This window comes from Ruegeria sp. HKCCA4633 (assembly GCF_013034605.1).
Taxonomy (GTDB): domain Bacteria; phylum Pseudomonadota; class Alphaproteobacteria; order Rhodobacterales; family Rhodobacteraceae; genus Ruegeria.
The window spans coordinates 1-15,381 of sequence record NZ_WQGJ01000017.1; the positions used below are offsets into that span (position 1 = coordinate 1).

Genomic DNA, 15,381 nt, shown 5'->3' on the forward strand with positions numbered 1-15,381 from the left:
ACAACGGAGGTAAAATGAAAGTTGCGTCGAATTCGCATGTTTGAATCTAATTTTTTATAAATCAACATTTTTTCCGCGCGCAAATTTCGCTACCTTTTCATAGAATAGTTTTTTGGCGTTCAAACACAAAATGAAGGTGGGAAAACCCAGAAGGGCAAGTCTGTTCTATTAGCTAGCGAGACGTTCTGAGGCCGCACAGAAACTTAGAAAGGGTTGAAAATGGGGTTTGGTGAAGCAGTTAAAACGTGTTTCTCGAAATACTTCCAGTTCTCCGGTCGGGCTATACGCTCAGAATACTGGTGGTTCTTCTTGTTTGTGGTTCTCGTGAGTGCTGCTTTGGCTGTGCTGGATACTATCATATTCGGGACCGACCCTGAAACAGGGCAGGGATCTCGCGTCATTTCCTCTGTTTTCCAACTGGCTGTTCTCATACCTATGCTGGCCGCCGGTTGGCGGAGACTGCATGATACAGGACGACCTGGCTGGTATTTGCTGCTGCCGATGGCGCTCAGCATTACAACGCTTTTTGTTATGCTGGGTGGGGTAGCGTTCTTTTCGGCATTGGAGCAAGGGACGGAAAACCCCGATGCATTGCGAGGACCCGCGGCAGTTTTGGGCGCGACCGGTATTGTTGTTGTCTCAATTCTTCAATTGGTTCTGTCCATCCTGATGATCTGGTGGCTGACGCGACCTTCCCAAGAAGGCGCAAACGAATACGGCGAACCTGTTTCCTGACCAGGTTGTCCGGACAACAGGCTGGAATCTCTGCTGAATGACTGCGCGAAACGTAACACCATGGAGAGAAAAATGAGGTTCAAAACGATTTCCATTGGAGCCTTGATGATGGCAATTGCGACCTCAGCATCGGCGGAGTGGTCGGTCAGCTCCGGGCCCACCCCCAATGCATTTATTCAAACCGGAAACATGACGCTGGAACTTCAGTGTGACCGTATCCGCTTTGCTCCGGCTGGATATGAGGACAGCCAGGACATTGTGGAGAAGCAGGGGTTTTCCATTCGTTTTTTGAAGAACGGCACCACCGAAGTTGGGGCATTTCAGGTTGGCGCAGAAAACGCTGCCGTGCAGATCGTCGACAACTATCCCGTCGAGGTCAGTTTCAATAGTCAAGAGGACTATGGTTTTGTTCTGGATCAGCTTGCGGCCAATGCATCCGTTAATCTGTCCATGATTGATCAAGATGTCAGCTATGGGATCTTTGACTTGAAAGGTTCCAGCGCAGCAATTCGGTCCCTTCGTTCTGCGTGCGATTCAGGTGCTAGCCAAGAGACCTCCTACGAAGCGCCCGAAGGTATCGTCTATTGTGGTGGCGGAGCGATAGAGCGCGTGATCGAACCTGTAATTTTGGACAATCCGGAAGGAGAGTGGGACGCGCGAGTAACGGTCAACGGCGAGTCGATCAGAGCCATGACAGCCTACAGCTTTTTCGGAAACTCTGAGCCGCCGACCGGATTTGTTGTCGCCCTGCTTGGCGAAGACAGGTCCGAGTTTCTAATTTTTAGCGAAGGTTCGGCAAACTGGCTGGAATACGGGGACTACAGGTATGATCAGTGCAATTGATGCCACCCTCCAACCGGCTTCCCAATTAGTGGGCCTGTTGAAAGGGTTGGTTTCCGGGATTGTGCTGGTTTCGAGCCCAGTATGGACCTCACCAGCTGTCGCGGCTGATGTTTCGCAACTTCCAACTGGTTTGCAGGCGAAGGTTGATCTGGCAGAACAAGCCTGCGCAGAGTTCAACGACGGTCAGTTTGACTTAGATTGGGGTGCGGTTGAGAGGGTCGATCTCGACGGAGACCTACAACGCGACTGGGTTCTGAATGAGTCTGGTTTTGCGTGTTCAAGCGCCGCATCTCTATATTGCGGAACTGGCGGATGCGTCTCGCACTTCTTGATTGAAGAGGAGGTGCACTCGTTGCTCAACCAAGGCTGGACGGTCATTGATTTTGGGCGTCAACGCGTTGTCGTCGCAGATATACATGGCTCTAATTGCGACGGAATAAACCCAACGCCTTGCTTCAGCGCCAGTACTTGGGATGCGGACGCTAAAACGTGGCGCTCGTCTGCTGGCGATTGGGAGTAAGCTGCATTTGAGCATTGCAGATAAGTCATTGGAGCTGTTTTGTTCGATGGGCTTTCTTTAGCACGCAATCTTATGGGCAAATCATGCACTCCGACTCGAAAGCACTCTGGCTTCTGTCGTTAGGTGCTCTCAAAACTGAGCCAAAGCCAGTGCCTTACAGCTATAAGTATATATAAGCTCGCATGTCTCAATACTTGATTGCAGAAATTTTCCAAAGGTTGTCCGCAATGAACCTGAAACGACGTCCTTCTTAAGACACCAGGGAACTAAAAAGGCGGTATGGTTTTGATGAAACTCCATACACACAGCCTCAACCCGCAATGTTAGGTTCTAGTCGTCCCAATAATCCTCTTCTTGCCGCCGCCGTTCTTCCGCGCAAGAGGAACAAAATCCAGTAGCATCCAGATAATCTGTTTTTCTGTCATCATCCACAAACGATGTAGGGACGCGCGTAACGCTGCATTCCTATCATTGATTTTATTCAGAAAATCTGGGTGTCGTCGCCCATAAGTTTGCACGATTCGCCCAAAAGTTTGCACGGTTCACTATACGCGCTCAATTGTCGATTGACTTAGCGTAGCTCGATCAACTTGAACGCACCAAAACTCAATCAAAAGTGCATTCTAGTTGGCAAAACTCAACCCAAACCACGCTTGGGCAGCAAAAACTCCAAAATGAAGTGGACAAGAGTGGCATGGCAGACCCCGTCATTCCGATAAGCTTACAAGCAGAAAAGGCGACCTAGGCGCTATTCACCGCCTACGGTTTGGAAGGTATTATCAAGCTGAAGACTAACGTTGCCGACGCCGCCTAATATCACCAGGCCGGTCTGGATTTTCCGGACCTTTCGATCCAACACGGGCTTAGGAGGAGCTTAGCCGATGACACACCCCGCATTTACCTCAGACTCTGTGGCCGTGATTACCGGGGGTGCTTCCGGCATTGGCCTCGCCACCGCAGTGAAGTTCGCGCAAATGGGAATGCGCATTGTTATTGTTGATCGAGACACCGAGAAACTGGCGGCCGCGGCAAACATAGTGTCTGCCGCTGGCGCGGCCGATGTAATGACGTCTGAGACAGATGTCCGTGATCGTGCGCAGTTAGAGGCGTTGGAGCGGATGGTGGCAGACCGCTACGGAGGGACAGATATTCTGATGAACAATGCCGGTGTCGGAGGCAATTCATCGACAGTTGGCGACGCCGCGGCTTGGGACAATATGCTGGGTGTAAACCTATGGGGTCCGATCCACGGCACCCAGGTCTTCGCGCCAAACATGATCGCTCGTGGCAGACCAGGCGCAATCATCAATACAGGGTCCAAACAAGGCATCACGACACCGCCAGGTAACCCGGCTTACAATGTCTCCAAGGCGGCTCTCAAAGCCTTTACCGAGGCACTGTCCCACGAGCTTAGAACGGGCCCAGGTCATCAGATTACCGCGCATCTTCTGGTCCCAGGATTCGTCTATACCGGCATGATCTCCGCGCCCGAGAAGCCTGCCTCCGCCTGGACCGCTGAGCAGGCGGTCGACTTCTTTGTTGAAAGCGTGAACCGAGGGGATTTCTACATCCTTTGCCCCGACAATGACGTTTCACGCGATATCGATGAGAAACGCATTGCTTGGAGCGTGGGAGACATCATCGAAAATCGCCCACCTCTCAGCCGATGGCATCCAGACTATAAGAAAGCGTTCGCGGACTTCATGGCGAAGCCTGGCTGATCATCGCCATAGCCCAACAATCACGACAAGTTAGCGATTGAAGAATGCCGCCAGCTTTACAGTTGCCGACAGCCTGTCGCCTGTCACCATAATTGAACCTCATTAACAGTCTCATCTGGCCTGTCCAATTCTATTGTGTGTACCCGTTGTGGCGTAAAAAAACTTCGGTTCAGAAACGGGCGGAGAATTTTGTCGCTTGAACGCCTTGGACTTGCCCATTTGATTCAGAAGGTTTCGACACTTTCAGTGCAAACCTTTGAGTTTGCGACTATGGCCTTTCAAAACCTCGATTGCATCGCAATCCAGCCGTCGGCCCACATAATGCCGATATGACTAGAGACATTGAAGCTAGCGCTCCAATCTGTCACAGCCAACAAGTTGGATTGCTAGCTGATCTGCGCAAGAGAACGCCGAAAAAGCCGTAGGCTCATTAGTAACAAAGCAATTCCCAACAACGTCATCCAAACGAATTCCGGCCAGACAGTCTCAATACCAGCGCCTTTGAAAACAATAGCCTGACTTGCTGACATGTAATGGCGTGACGGCAGAACCAAAGTACCTGCCTGCAACCACGCCGGCTGACCTTCAATTGGGGTTTCGCCACCTGACAGCATTAGCATTGGCAGCACAATCAACATGACCAGAAGCGCGAACTGCGCCATAGAGCGTGCAATGGTTGCCAGAAACACCCCAAGCGCCGTCGCAGTAAAAAGAAACAACGCCGTGCCAACCAAAAACAACATCTTGGATCCAGCGATACTAATACCCAAAGAACCCTGCATCACAAATGTTAGTGAAAGACCAGCCGCTACCAAAACCACTGCTGCATTCGCCCAAATTTTAGCAATAGCTATGTCAAATGGGGCAAGCGGCATGGCAAGGAGATGTTCAATAGTCCCGTGCTCTCGCTCTCTAATCATTGCCGCTCCGGTCAATATAGTTGTGAGCCACATGATCTGGCCGATCAAAGCAACGATACCAGCAAAACGTACAGTATCTCTATTTGGGTTGAAGGCGCTTCTAAGGATGACACTGATTGAGGGAGCATCCACTAGATCGATACCAATTGCATAGCGATGTATTTCAGCGCTCAAGATACTGGTGATGTAGTTTGCACCAATACCGGCCTGTTCCATAGCGGTTGCGTCAATAAGAACTTGAATCTCCGGACTGCGCCCTGCGCGCAGATCCTTTTCGAATCCGGGGGGCACAGCCACAACGAAAATAAAGCGCCCAGCATCCATGTACGCTGGTCCTTTTCCGGGTTCGATTAGGACGACCGGTTGGAACTCTGGTGGGAAAAACGCTGTGGCAAGTGATCGAGAAAGAGGCGAGTCGTCTTCATCCGCAAACGCTATCGAGGCGTTGTTTACAGAACTTGCCACTCCCGTTGCTTCCATGATCGGGGCCAGCGTGAACGACCAGACCAACAATGCCATCATCACCCAATCACGGCGCAGGCTCATCACTTCTTTCAAGCCTAGCCAGAATATGCAGTAGAAGCGCTGCATTCACTTCTCCTGCGCCCGAAGACATAGGGCTGCGATCAGTGTCAGAACTGGTCCGAAGCAGGCGAGGGCCAGAATGTCTGGCGCAAGGGCCTCCCACCCCAAACCTTTAGTGAAGGCTCCAACGTTTAGGTGTAGGAAATATGAGGAAGGCCAAAGAGAGCCAACCACTTGTGCGCCTCCTTCAAGCGTTGAAACAGGTTGCAACAGACCTGAGAACTGGATTGTTGGGACAACTGAGGCGATGGCAGTTGCAAACGTGGCGGCCACCTGACTGGATGTCATTGTGGCGATCAACAACCCGTAGGATGTTGTTGCCCAAACGTAAAGAAGGGCGCCAACAGCCAAAGGGAAAGGGTTTCCTTTTAACGGTACCCCGAAAAGAAAAACTGTCATTCCGGCCAAAAGCAGAAAATTTGCGTAGGCGATCAAAATGTATGGAATTTGTTTGCCGACTAGAAATTCAAGCCGCGTGGTTGGTGTCACGTAGAAATTGACAACTGACCCCAGCTCTCGTTCCCTTGCTACGCTTACAGCAGTCAAAACAGCTGGCAACATAATCAGTAAGATAGCAGGCATTGCCGGAGCCATCGCGGCGATGCTTTCAAAGCTCTGATTGTAGCGAAACCGGGGTTCGATCCGGGCAATATCTATCTGGGTTTTGCCATTGCTATGGGCATATTCCGAGAGAAATGATTGGTGCAATCCGGAAACATAACCTTCAACCGTCTCACCTTTAAATGGGATAGCGCCGTCTACAGTTGCAAGTATCTGGGTCGGTTCACCCGTACTCATCTTTCGGTCAAAGTCAGGTGGCAACTCAACAACCAGAGAGACCTCACCTGCCACTAGACGGTCGCGCCCTTCGCTGGCGCTTTGCAGCGGCGATGTGGCTTTAAAGTAGGACGATCCGGCGAATTCAGCCGAATAAGCACGACTCTCCGGCCCCTGAGAAAGGTCAAGTACCGCGAATTCAAGTTCATCTATATCCAGCGTAATTCCAAAGCAAAAAACTAACATTAGAATAGCAGAACCCAGAAACGCGAAAGCCAGACGCACCGGGTCACGAGCTACTTCAACGGTTTCGCGCCGCGCATATGCCAATACACGAGAGAAATCCCTTCGACTGGCTTGGGATTTAGTCCCAAATTCTACTTCTGGCGCGACAACAGAGACTGGTTTTTCTGCTGCTTCCAATATCGAAATGAAAGCGTCTTCAAGGCTTTCCACCCCTTCAATAGCGATCAGTTCAGCCGGAGTACCTTCCGCTAGAACTCTACCAGCATGCATAAAAGAAACGCGATCACAGCGTTCCGCCTCGCCCATGAAATGAGTGGACACAAAGATTGTAACCGACTCATTTCGAGAGAGCTCAATCAGCAAATCCCAGAAGGAATCGCGCGCCTCTGGATCCACACCGGATGTTGGTTCGTCGAGAATTAGCACCCGCGGGCGGTGGATCACTGCTACGGCTAGCGACAGTCGCTGTTTGATCCCAAGGGGCAGTGCCGTCGCCAACGTATGCCGGTGTTCCTCGAGCCCAAAGCGCTCAGTGAGTTCCGAAACACGTTGTTCTCGGTCGGCAATTGCAAATATCCGCGCATGCAATTGTAGGTTCTGATGGACCGACAACTCGCCATACAAGGAAAAGGCCTGGCTCATGTAGCCGATTTCACGCCTCATTTTTCGATCATATGCATCGACAGGGTTGCCAAACAGCAGTGCTTCACCTGAGCTGGAAGGTAACAAGCCAGTCAACATCTTCATTGTCGTGGACTTGCCGCAACCGTTTGATCCTAGAAACCCGAATATCTCTCCTTGATTGATTGTGAAGTCGACGTTGTCTACGGCCGTGAAATCACCAAAGCGTCGTGTCAGTCCACGCGCAACTATCACTGGGCTTGCTTCGATCTGCACATTCGTTTTGTTTTTCCCCTCCGATTCGACGGGCAACTCCTGTGATCTCAGACGCCGATATGCAATTTCGAGGTCGACATCACTCCCTTTCAATTCGGCGGGCTTCCCCTGAAAGATGACTTGACCCGCGTCCATCGCGACAATCCGGTCAAAACCGTCGGCTTCTTCCATGTACGCCGTTGAAACCAATACCGACAGTTCAGGGCTTTTTGCTCGGATTGCATCAATCAAAGCCCAGAACTGCCGACGCGACAACGGGTCGACCCCGGTCGTTGGCTCATCCAAAACCAAAAGTTTGGGGTCATGGATTAAAGCACAGCAAAGGCCTAGTTTTTGCTTCATCCCACCCGAGAGCTTGCCCATCAGACGGTCTTCAAACTGCGCAAGCCCTGTCGCAGCCAATAGCGCTGCGATACGGTCATCCCGCTCTGAATGCCCTTGAGCAAAGAGACCTGAGAAGAACTCGAGGTTCTCGCGTACAGACAGCTCCGGATACAGGTTTCGACCCAGCCCTTGCGGCATGAAAGCGATGGCTGGGCAAATCCTGTGTCGATGGCCAGAATTGCCAATCGGGCCGCCTAGAACGTCGATATTGCCGGATTGCAGTTTCTTTGCGCCGGTGATCAAACCAAGCAGTGTAGACTTTCCCACCCCATCCGGCCCGATAAAGCCCACAAGCTGGCCGCCTGGCAGTTCCAACGAAATAGAATCCAGTGCAACATGCTTCCGATAGCGGTGCGTAACACCTGAAATTCGAATATCGCTGGTTTCACCCTCTACTCTCATTCGAAAAGCTCTGCTGGGATGCGTTGTTCCAGCGTCTCAGGCCAAGCAACGGCTGGGTTAAGCCGGATCACCGCGACACCGCGCAGACCGGTTTTGACGTGCTCGATCCGACTTTCAACCAAGTCTATTGGGATACGGACGCGAACGCGAAAAACCAGTTGCTCCCGTTCATCCAGGGTCTCGACCTGTTTGGGAGTGAATTGTGCCTCGGGAGAAACAAAGCTCACGAATGCAGGTATCGCATATTCCGGCAAAGCGTCGAGCACGATGCGAGCCTCAGCTCCAATGGGCAAAAGTCCGGCTTCACGCGCCGGAAGAAAAACTTCCATGTAAACATTCTCAAGGCCAAGAATAGTCAGGATTGGTTCGCCCGCGCCAACGACCTCTCCGGGTTCTGCAAGCCGGTAAAGCACGCGTCCGGGCAAAGGTGCCACTAGAGCGCTGTCTTCAATCTGTGCTTCGATCCTGCGCACTTCTGCCTCAGCGGCTGCAATACGGCTTTCTGCGGTTGCAACTCGGGCTTTGGCGGCGCCCAATACTGCTGTAGCAACTTTATGAGTGGTATCGCGATCTTCAAAAATAGTTTTGGAGATATTTTGTCCTGCCAGCAACGCCGTGGCACGATCAAGCTCTTGCTCAGCCCTGCGCTGTTCGCTTTCGCGTTGCACAACGAGCGCTTCTGCTTCGGCCTTTGTTTGATTTGCCAATGCTACTTCGGCTCTAGCCCGATCCAGGGCCGCAGATAGCTCGTCTATGTCCATTTCGGCCAGGATTTGACCGGCTGCAACCATACTGCCCTCTGTTGCCGTTACCTTCGCAACCCGACCTGCATTAGTTGGTGCTATTTCGACTTGTTCCGCTTCAACCCGCCCGTTTCCTTGAACAAACCCAACCGGCAATTCATCGCCATCCTCGGCAACAACGACATACAGCAACGCACCAGCAATTACTAAACCAGCCAAAATAAGAAAAACCGATAGGCTTTTGGTCATAGCGTTTCACCTGAAACAGGGTTTCTGGCGCAGAGTTTAGTGTCTTAAAAGACTCAAAGCCTTGTTTTGGATCAAAACCGACCCGGACACCTCAGTGCCAAGCAATTGTTTGTATGAACACCGGTTTGGGTGTTGCAGGCTCTTTCGCGATAGGTGGGAAGAAGTAGACTTGAAGCGTTTTTGTTATCAGTTTGGTATTGAAACGGGTTGTTCTAACGCGCAATTGCGGTCGCCGCTAACCAGCTGCGCAATACAGCGAAAGGAAACACTATGACCAAAACACTAAGAGCTTGTTTGTCTTTGTGGTTGGTTGCAGTCGCTCCTGCGTATGCACAAGAACCTCCTCGTCTCGTTTTGCAGCTGACCGTTGACGCGTTTCGGGGCGATCTACCGACACGCTACTTTGAGAATCTTGGGGAGGGTGGCCTTAAGTATTTACTTGAAAACGGTGTACACTATGTGGACGCCCATCATTGCCATGCCAATACAGAGACTGTTGTCGGGCACGCCACATTGGCCACCGGGGCAACACCGGCAGTGCACGGGATGATCGGAAACATTTGGTTCGACACAACCCTAGACCGCCTTGTTTACAACGTTGAAGACAGCACCGCTCCGCTCCTTGGAGATGGCGCTGGCGTCAATGACGACATTGAAATTGACCCAACACAGGCGGCAGCTGGCACAGATGGGCGGTCACCACGCGCTATGCTTGTTACAACTCTTTCGGACGAATTAAGCGCTTCCACTGCTGGTGCGGCCAAGGTCTTTGGAGTTTCAATCAAAGACCGTGGGGCTATTACAATGGCGGGACAAAGCGGCAAAGCCTTCTGGTTCTCAAAAGCCGCAAACCGTTTTGTCACAAGCTCGTATTATTACGACAAATACCCGGATTGGGTTTCCGCCTGGAATGACGCATCGCCAAGCGCCTCCTTTGAAGGAACCTCTTGGGAATTGATGCACCCAAAGGAAGCCTATCTCTTTGGCGACCGTGACAACCAACCATGGGAGACGGATGTCGCCGGGTTCGGCACAACCTTTCCTCATCGCTATTCTTCGGCGCAAAATGGGTTTGACCCGCTGGAAGATCCCTACTTTACGACCTTTTTAACGCTTAGTCCCGCTGGTGACGATCTGACGGCGCAATTTGCCAAACGATTGATTGATGCCGAGGATATCGGGCAAGACGCGGTAGCGGATTATCTGGCGATTAGCTTCTCGTCCGTGGATTACGTCAACCATGTGTTTGGCCCCTCCAGTCTTGAAGCCGAGGACACGATATACCGCCTCGATCAGACTCTCATGAATCTCTTCGCGTTTATTGACGAACGGATTGGGCTGGAAAACGTTTTGATCGTTCTATCGGCGGACCACGGCACCACCGATGCGCCGGGCTATTTAGAGAGTGTTGGCATCCGAACTGGCCTTGTTGCTCCGGACACATGGGACCCGACGGAACAGATAGCCAGGCTTAAGGAGCGGTTTGGGATCACCGGGAAATTGCTTGAGGGTTATAATCACCCCTATCTCAATATCGCCCCCGAAGTATTGGCTCGCAGTGATATTGACTTACCCACGCTGGAGTCAGCCATTGCAGAAGAGCTTCTATCCTTTCCCGATGTGGCATTCGCCGTCCCCAGTACGGCTATCGAAGCAAACCTCCTGCCCGATACCGACATCATGCGCTTGGTCCGCAACAACTACCACCCCACCCGATCCGGGAACATATACGTAATCTTCAAACCCGGCTGGTTCATCGCGGACTTCGATGGTCTGTCTGTCACATCCACCCACGGGTCACCGTGGCGCGGTGACACACATGTGCCGATTATCTTTGCTGGACCGAACTTAAAACCGCAACGGGTCGCACGCCGTGTTTGCACGACTGCTCTCGCATCCACACTGTCAGCATATTGAGCACGGCACGTCCTAATGGTGCGAGCGGTGAGGTACTACAAGAAGTCTTGGATTAGACCGCTGTGAAGCGCGAGACCTGATACTGAAGCACGCTAGGCCAGACCGCGACGACATCGTCCACAAAGCGATCCTCATATTCGTTGCTTCTTGGCGACTACGGAAACCGCCCAACGTAGCATTCTTTAGCATACATAAATGCGGAGCAGAACATCACGGAACATATCGTTCCGGCTTCGGAGACTGAATACTCTCCAAATACTCAGCAACTTCGATTAGTCTGGAAGGAATACGCGTAACCAAACCATTCCCCGTATCGAATTCGACAGTAGGGCCGTCGTTCAACTCGTTGATTATTGGCATGTCATCGCGAGGTTCTTGAACTTTCAAATAACCGTCCAAGATCGACATGACCTCCAACATGGGCCACACGCCTCCCCTACGGTCGGAAATCTTTGTTAAATCAGCAGGATCAGTTTTCAAACCAGCTGCGTCAGGCCCTTTTCCAGATGCATCGATTCCGTGACATCTGGCGCAATGCTCAACAAAGAAGTCTTTGCCAAGGTCCGAAAACTCATCGGCCGCAGACGTCGTTGCAACCGAACTAATGCCCATGCTTGCAACGATCATAAAGTGCCTCATAAGCCGGAGGTCCTTTGCAACACGAGAGTTTACTACAACAGAAATGGACCGACATCTTCCCCCGGTCAACGTCGGTCCTCTACCATATAACATTTGCTATCCTGTGGCCCAAAACCGATTGATGGGGACAGGCAGCAACGAGCTCAGAACAGCTTCACTATTTAACATTCGAAATTTAGCATGTGAAGGCGCTCGACTCTTTGACATAAATCATATTTCAACTCGCAGTCTGCCAGAATTGGACTCGACACGCCAATTCGGCCAAATGATTTTGAGTGACTGCTTACGCCTAGCAGAACACGGCGCTTCACAATGCTGGGCCTGCAATTGTCACCGGGTCAAAAAAGGTGCAAGTCCAGAACACCGGCAAACGATCAATTACTGACCTAACGCCAAGAACACCAATCTACTGTTGGATGCCTTCTAAGAAAAACAATAACCCTGCTAACTCGCGCGGGGTGGGCGTCAAGACACCCTCGATTTCAACCGGAACCAGGTCTTCCGCCACCCAAACTGGAACTCGGAGGGGAAAGCCCGGCAAATCGCATTCAGACCGGAGATGATTGCATAGTCGGTATCGCAGGCGATGCTGGTGGTCTGATGGCAGCTTAGTGTTAGCTTTTGGTCAGTCATACGTCGTACAGCATCTGGCAAATTCATGTCTCCCCTGCTTTTTCTGCCTCCGGCAAGAATAGCGAGATCAGGGCACTTAAATGTCCATTCTCTTCTGAGAATTCAGAGACAATACCAAGCAGCCCATCCAAAATACGAATGGCCAAGAGCGTACTGAAATACGGGTACTAACTAGGTCTTTGAATATCGATACCCGTTGGAGAAAATCCCACCGACAAGTACAACTGCTCTGCAAATCTGCCGCTACGCGTAGCGGAAACTCAACAAACTCGGTTTCTGCATATTTCTGTCAAACAGACTTCACCGCTCAAATACAGCCATCATCTGCCTGCGCAATCGCGCCAGATCCTCATCCACACTAGCGGTAGGATCGCACGTAAATGTTGGCAAAGCCTCCACACGGATCGTCCCGCTGCGCGGTAAATGTTTGCCGCGTGGAAGTAGACTATCGCTGTCGTGGATGACAATAGGGGTGATCGTGCGGCCGGTTTCTCGGGCGACTAATACAGCACCCGCCTTAAAGTCCCCTAGCGATTCTGTTTTGGCCCGGGTGCCTTCTGGGAATAGCACAATGGAACAACGGGCAGGCATTTCCCTGACAGCCTTTGTCAGCGTATCCATGGCCGTTGAACCGGAATCCCGGTTGATAGGGACGAGACCCGCTCCATCAAAACCAGTACGCAGGAGTTTGCTGTTCCAGAACTCTGATTTCGCCGCGAAAGTGAACCATTTGGTGTCGGGCACCACATGCATGAGACTGAAGCCATCGAGATGGCTACGGTGGTTAACCACGATGATGCTGTTGGTGTCGGCAGCGAGGACATTCTTTTCCTCAGGACGCATCTCGACGCGGATGCTGAGGAGCCACAGCAGGCGGGAACATGACCGTTTCACCAGGCGCCAATACCAACCCCGAAACCCTCTGCGCCGAACGCAAAGAAGAGGGGCAAAGGCCACGAAGAGGAAATAAAACAGGCCGATAAGAACCAGTATAGCGCGCTTGATAAGGCGTATTGGCAATGGGTCAATGGCGCGAGTAGCGCGGTCTTGACCATTAGGTGAAAAGGGCATGACGTCCTCTGATAGGGCCTGTGGCTGGTGCGTAAGCCATGAATAAAGGCCACCGGAGGTCCTCCGGCAGCGCTTTGACATGCGCCACTTGCGAAGGAAGACAGCCACCGCACACCTCTCTATCTGTCGAAGTCAGTACCAGATCAATGAGAAAAGACGACGTAGCGGAATGTATCTTGGTGCTTCAGTCTGACTTGAGTAACAACTGACCGGCCTTGGCATAGAATATCGGTAAGAGCCCAAAGTTACATCATCGGTCGAGAGCATCCGCAATTAGTTTGGCAAAGGTTCGGAGCTCGTTGTTCCCCGGATTCGGGATTGGTTTGAAGGTGATTACTTCTTGCTCGATGTAGCGTCGCGAGGTGACATCGTACTTGTCGAGAAGCGGTATCAGATGCGCATGAGCATGGGCGACATCACCACCCGAGAATTGAAATGCCACACGCTTCCTAGACCCGAAACCAGCACCATACCGGAAGCCAAACATTTCATCTGACGCACTACTTTGGCAGCTGGTTGGAAGGAGATATCAATTGCACTGATCATACCTGTAGTCCCCGTATTCCAGCCAGTTTGCCGAGCCTTCGCTAAAAATCAGAAACTCGGACCTGTCTTCGCCAAGTAGGGCGACGACAAATCCGGCGGGCGGCTCAGAGTTTCCGAAAAAGCTGTAGGCTGTCATGGCTCTGATCGACTCGCCGTTGACCGTTACTCGCGCGTCCCACTCTCCTTCCGGATTGTCCAAAATTACAGGTTCGATGACTCGCTCCACCGCTCCGCCACCACAATAGACGATGCCTTCGGGGGGTTCGTAGGAGGCCCCCTGGCTAGCACCTGAATCGCAGGCGGAACGAAGGGACTGAATTGCCGCGCTGGAACCTTTCAAGTCAAAGATTCCGTAGCTAACATCTTGATCAATCATGGACAGATTAACGGATGCATTGGCTGCAAGCTGGTCCTGTACAAAACCATAGTCCTCTTGACTATTGAAACTGACCTCGACGGGATAGTTGTCGACGATCTGCACGGCAGCGTTTTCTGCGCCAACCTGAAATGCCCCAACTTCGGTGGTGCCGTTCTTCAAAAAACGAATGGAAAACCCCTGCTTCTCCACAATGTCCTGGCTGTCCTCGAATCCAGCCGGAGCAAAGCGAATACGGTCACACTGAAGTTCCAGCGTCATGTTTCCTGTCTGAATAAACGCATTGGGGGTGGGCCCGGAGCTGAACGACCACTCCGCTGATGCTGTGGTCGCCACTGCCATCAGGAGCATTCCAATGGAAATGGTTTTGCAGCTCATTTTTTTCTCTCCATTGAGTTACGGTTCGCACTGTCGTTCAGCAGAGATTCCAGCCAATTGCACCGGCAACCAGATCAGGACACAGGTTCGCCGTATTCGTTTGCGCCTTCTTGGGAAGGTCGTGTCAGCCACCAGATCATCAGGATAGACAGAACCAATTGAAGAATTGAGACAACAACAATACCGGTCACGCCCAGTACTGCCGCGGGTCCTCGCAATGCATCGGGGTTTTCGGTCCCCTGCTCCAATACCGAAAAGAACGCTACCCCACCCAGCATAACAAATAGCGTTGTAATGCTGAGCGCCATCGGCAGCAGCAAATACCAGCCAGGTCGTCCTGTATCATGCAGCCTTCGCCAACCGGCGGCCAGCATAGGTATGAGAACAGCCAGCTGGAAAACAGAGGACAGGACCCGAGATCCCTGGCCTGTTTCGGGGTTGGTCCCGAAAATAATCGTATCCAGCACAGCTAAGGCAGCACTCACGACAACCACAAACAAGAAGAACCACCAGTATTCTGAGCGTATAGCCCGACCGGAGAACTGGAAGTATTTCGAGAAACACGTCTTAACGGCTTCACCAAATCCCATCTTTCAATCCCTTCATTGTTTTTGTGCGGCCTCAAATCGCTTCGCCGCTCAGGGGAACACACTCGTAGCTCCCACTTACTTTTTTGTTTGAACGCAGAGGCCTATCGTACGAGAGCGTAGAGAAATTTACACGCGGAAAAAATATTGATTTTTGAAAAATTAGATTCAAACATGCGAATTCGACGCAACTTTCATTTTACCTCCGTTGT

Annotated in this window: 13 protein-coding genes; 6 read left to right on the forward strand and 7 right to left on the reverse strand. The window is 51.7% G+C overall.

Annotation, left to right across the window (positions count from 1 at the left end):
• Positions 1-219: 219 nt before the first annotated feature.
• From GOV85_RS21230 to GOV85_RS21245, 4 genes are all read left to right on the forward strand, one after another.
• Positions 220-735, forward strand: coding sequence for a DUF805 domain-containing protein (locus tag GOV85_RS21230; RefSeq protein ID WP_171181964.1), 516 nt, complete (start codon positions 220-222; stop codon positions 733-735).
• Positions 736-807: 72 nt separating this feature from the next.
• Entirely contained in the window at positions 808-1,578 is a 771-nt protein-coding gene (locus tag GOV85_RS21235; protein ID WP_171181966.1) for a hypothetical protein, read from the forward strand.
• Entirely contained in the window at positions 1,562-2,098 is a 537-nt protein-coding gene (locus tag GOV85_RS21240) for a hypothetical protein (RefSeq protein ID WP_171181968.1), read from the forward strand. Before GOV85_RS21235 ends, GOV85_RS21240 begins: the two co-directional genes overlap by 17 nt.
• 881 nt (positions 2,099-2,979) lie before the next feature.
• Positions 2,980-3,819, forward strand: coding sequence for an SDR family oxidoreductase (locus GOV85_RS21245; protein WP_171181970.1), 840 nt, complete (start codon positions 2,980-2,982; stop codon positions 3,817-3,819).
• A 386-nt stretch (positions 3,820-4,205) separates the two neighbouring features.
• Here GOV85_RS21245 and GOV85_RS21250 read toward each other — a convergent pair whose 3' ends face one another.
• From GOV85_RS21250 to GOV85_RS21260, 3 genes are read right to left on the reverse strand one after another with little or no spacing between them, the layout of a single operon-like run.
• A complete protein-coding gene (locus GOV85_RS21250) occupies positions 4,206-5,330 on the reverse strand; it encodes an ABC transporter permease (RefSeq protein ID WP_171181972.1) in 1,125 nt (374 codons plus the stop codon).
• Positions 5,331-8,030: a ribosome-associated ATPase/putative transporter RbbA gene (rbbA, locus tag GOV85_RS21255; protein ID WP_171181974.1), complete on the reverse strand. Its 2,700-nt coding sequence runs from the start codon at positions 8,028-8,030 to the stop codon at positions 5,331-5,333.
• Positions 8,027-9,022, reverse strand: coding sequence for an HlyD family secretion protein (locus GOV85_RS21260; protein ID WP_171181977.1), 996 nt, complete (start codon positions 9,020-9,022; stop codon positions 8,027-8,029). The genes rbbA and GOV85_RS21260 overlap by 4 nt, the downstream gene beginning before the upstream one ends.
• Positions 9,023-9,292: 270 nt before the next feature.
• On the opposite strand from GOV85_RS21260, the gene GOV85_RS21265 reads away from it, so the two are divergent.
• The gene (locus GOV85_RS21265) at positions 9,293-10,939 is read left to right on the forward strand and encodes an alkaline phosphatase family protein (RefSeq protein WP_209509760.1); all 1,647 of its coding nucleotides are present in this window, start codon (positions 9,293-9,295) and stop codon (positions 10,937-10,939) included.
• 210 nt (positions 10,940-11,149) lie between these two features.
• Here GOV85_RS21265 and GOV85_RS21270 read toward each other — a convergent pair whose 3' ends face one another.
• On the reverse strand, positions 11,150-11,566 hold the full coding sequence (locus GOV85_RS21270) for a cytochrome c (protein WP_171181979.1): 417 nt from the start codon (positions 11,564-11,566) through the stop codon (positions 11,150-11,152).
• A 945-nt stretch (positions 11,567-12,511) separates the two neighbouring features.
• Positions 12,512-13,282, reverse strand: coding sequence for a 1-acyl-sn-glycerol-3-phosphate acyltransferase (locus GOV85_RS21275; protein ID WP_171181981.1), 771 nt, complete (start codon positions 13,280-13,282; stop codon positions 12,512-12,514).
• A gap of 340 nt (positions 13,283-13,622) precedes the next feature.
• On the opposite strand from GOV85_RS21275, the gene GOV85_RS21280 reads away from it, so the two are divergent.
• Complete coding sequence (locus tag GOV85_RS21280; RefSeq protein ID WP_165590778.1) at positions 13,623-13,778, forward strand: hypothetical protein; 156 nt, start codon at positions 13,623-13,625, stop codon at positions 13,776-13,778.
• A 33-nt stretch (positions 13,779-13,811) separates the two neighbouring features.
• On the opposite strand, the gene GOV85_RS21285 is transcribed toward GOV85_RS21280, so the two are convergent.
• Entirely contained in the window at positions 13,812-14,582 is a 771-nt protein-coding gene (locus GOV85_RS21285) for a hypothetical protein (RefSeq protein ID WP_171181983.1), read from the reverse strand.
• Between the two features lie 74 nt (positions 14,583-14,656).
• Entirely contained in the window at positions 14,657-15,172 is a 516-nt protein-coding gene (locus tag GOV85_RS21290; protein WP_170575351.1) for a DUF805 domain-containing protein, read from the reverse strand.
• Positions 15,173-15,381 lie beyond the last annotated feature (209 nt).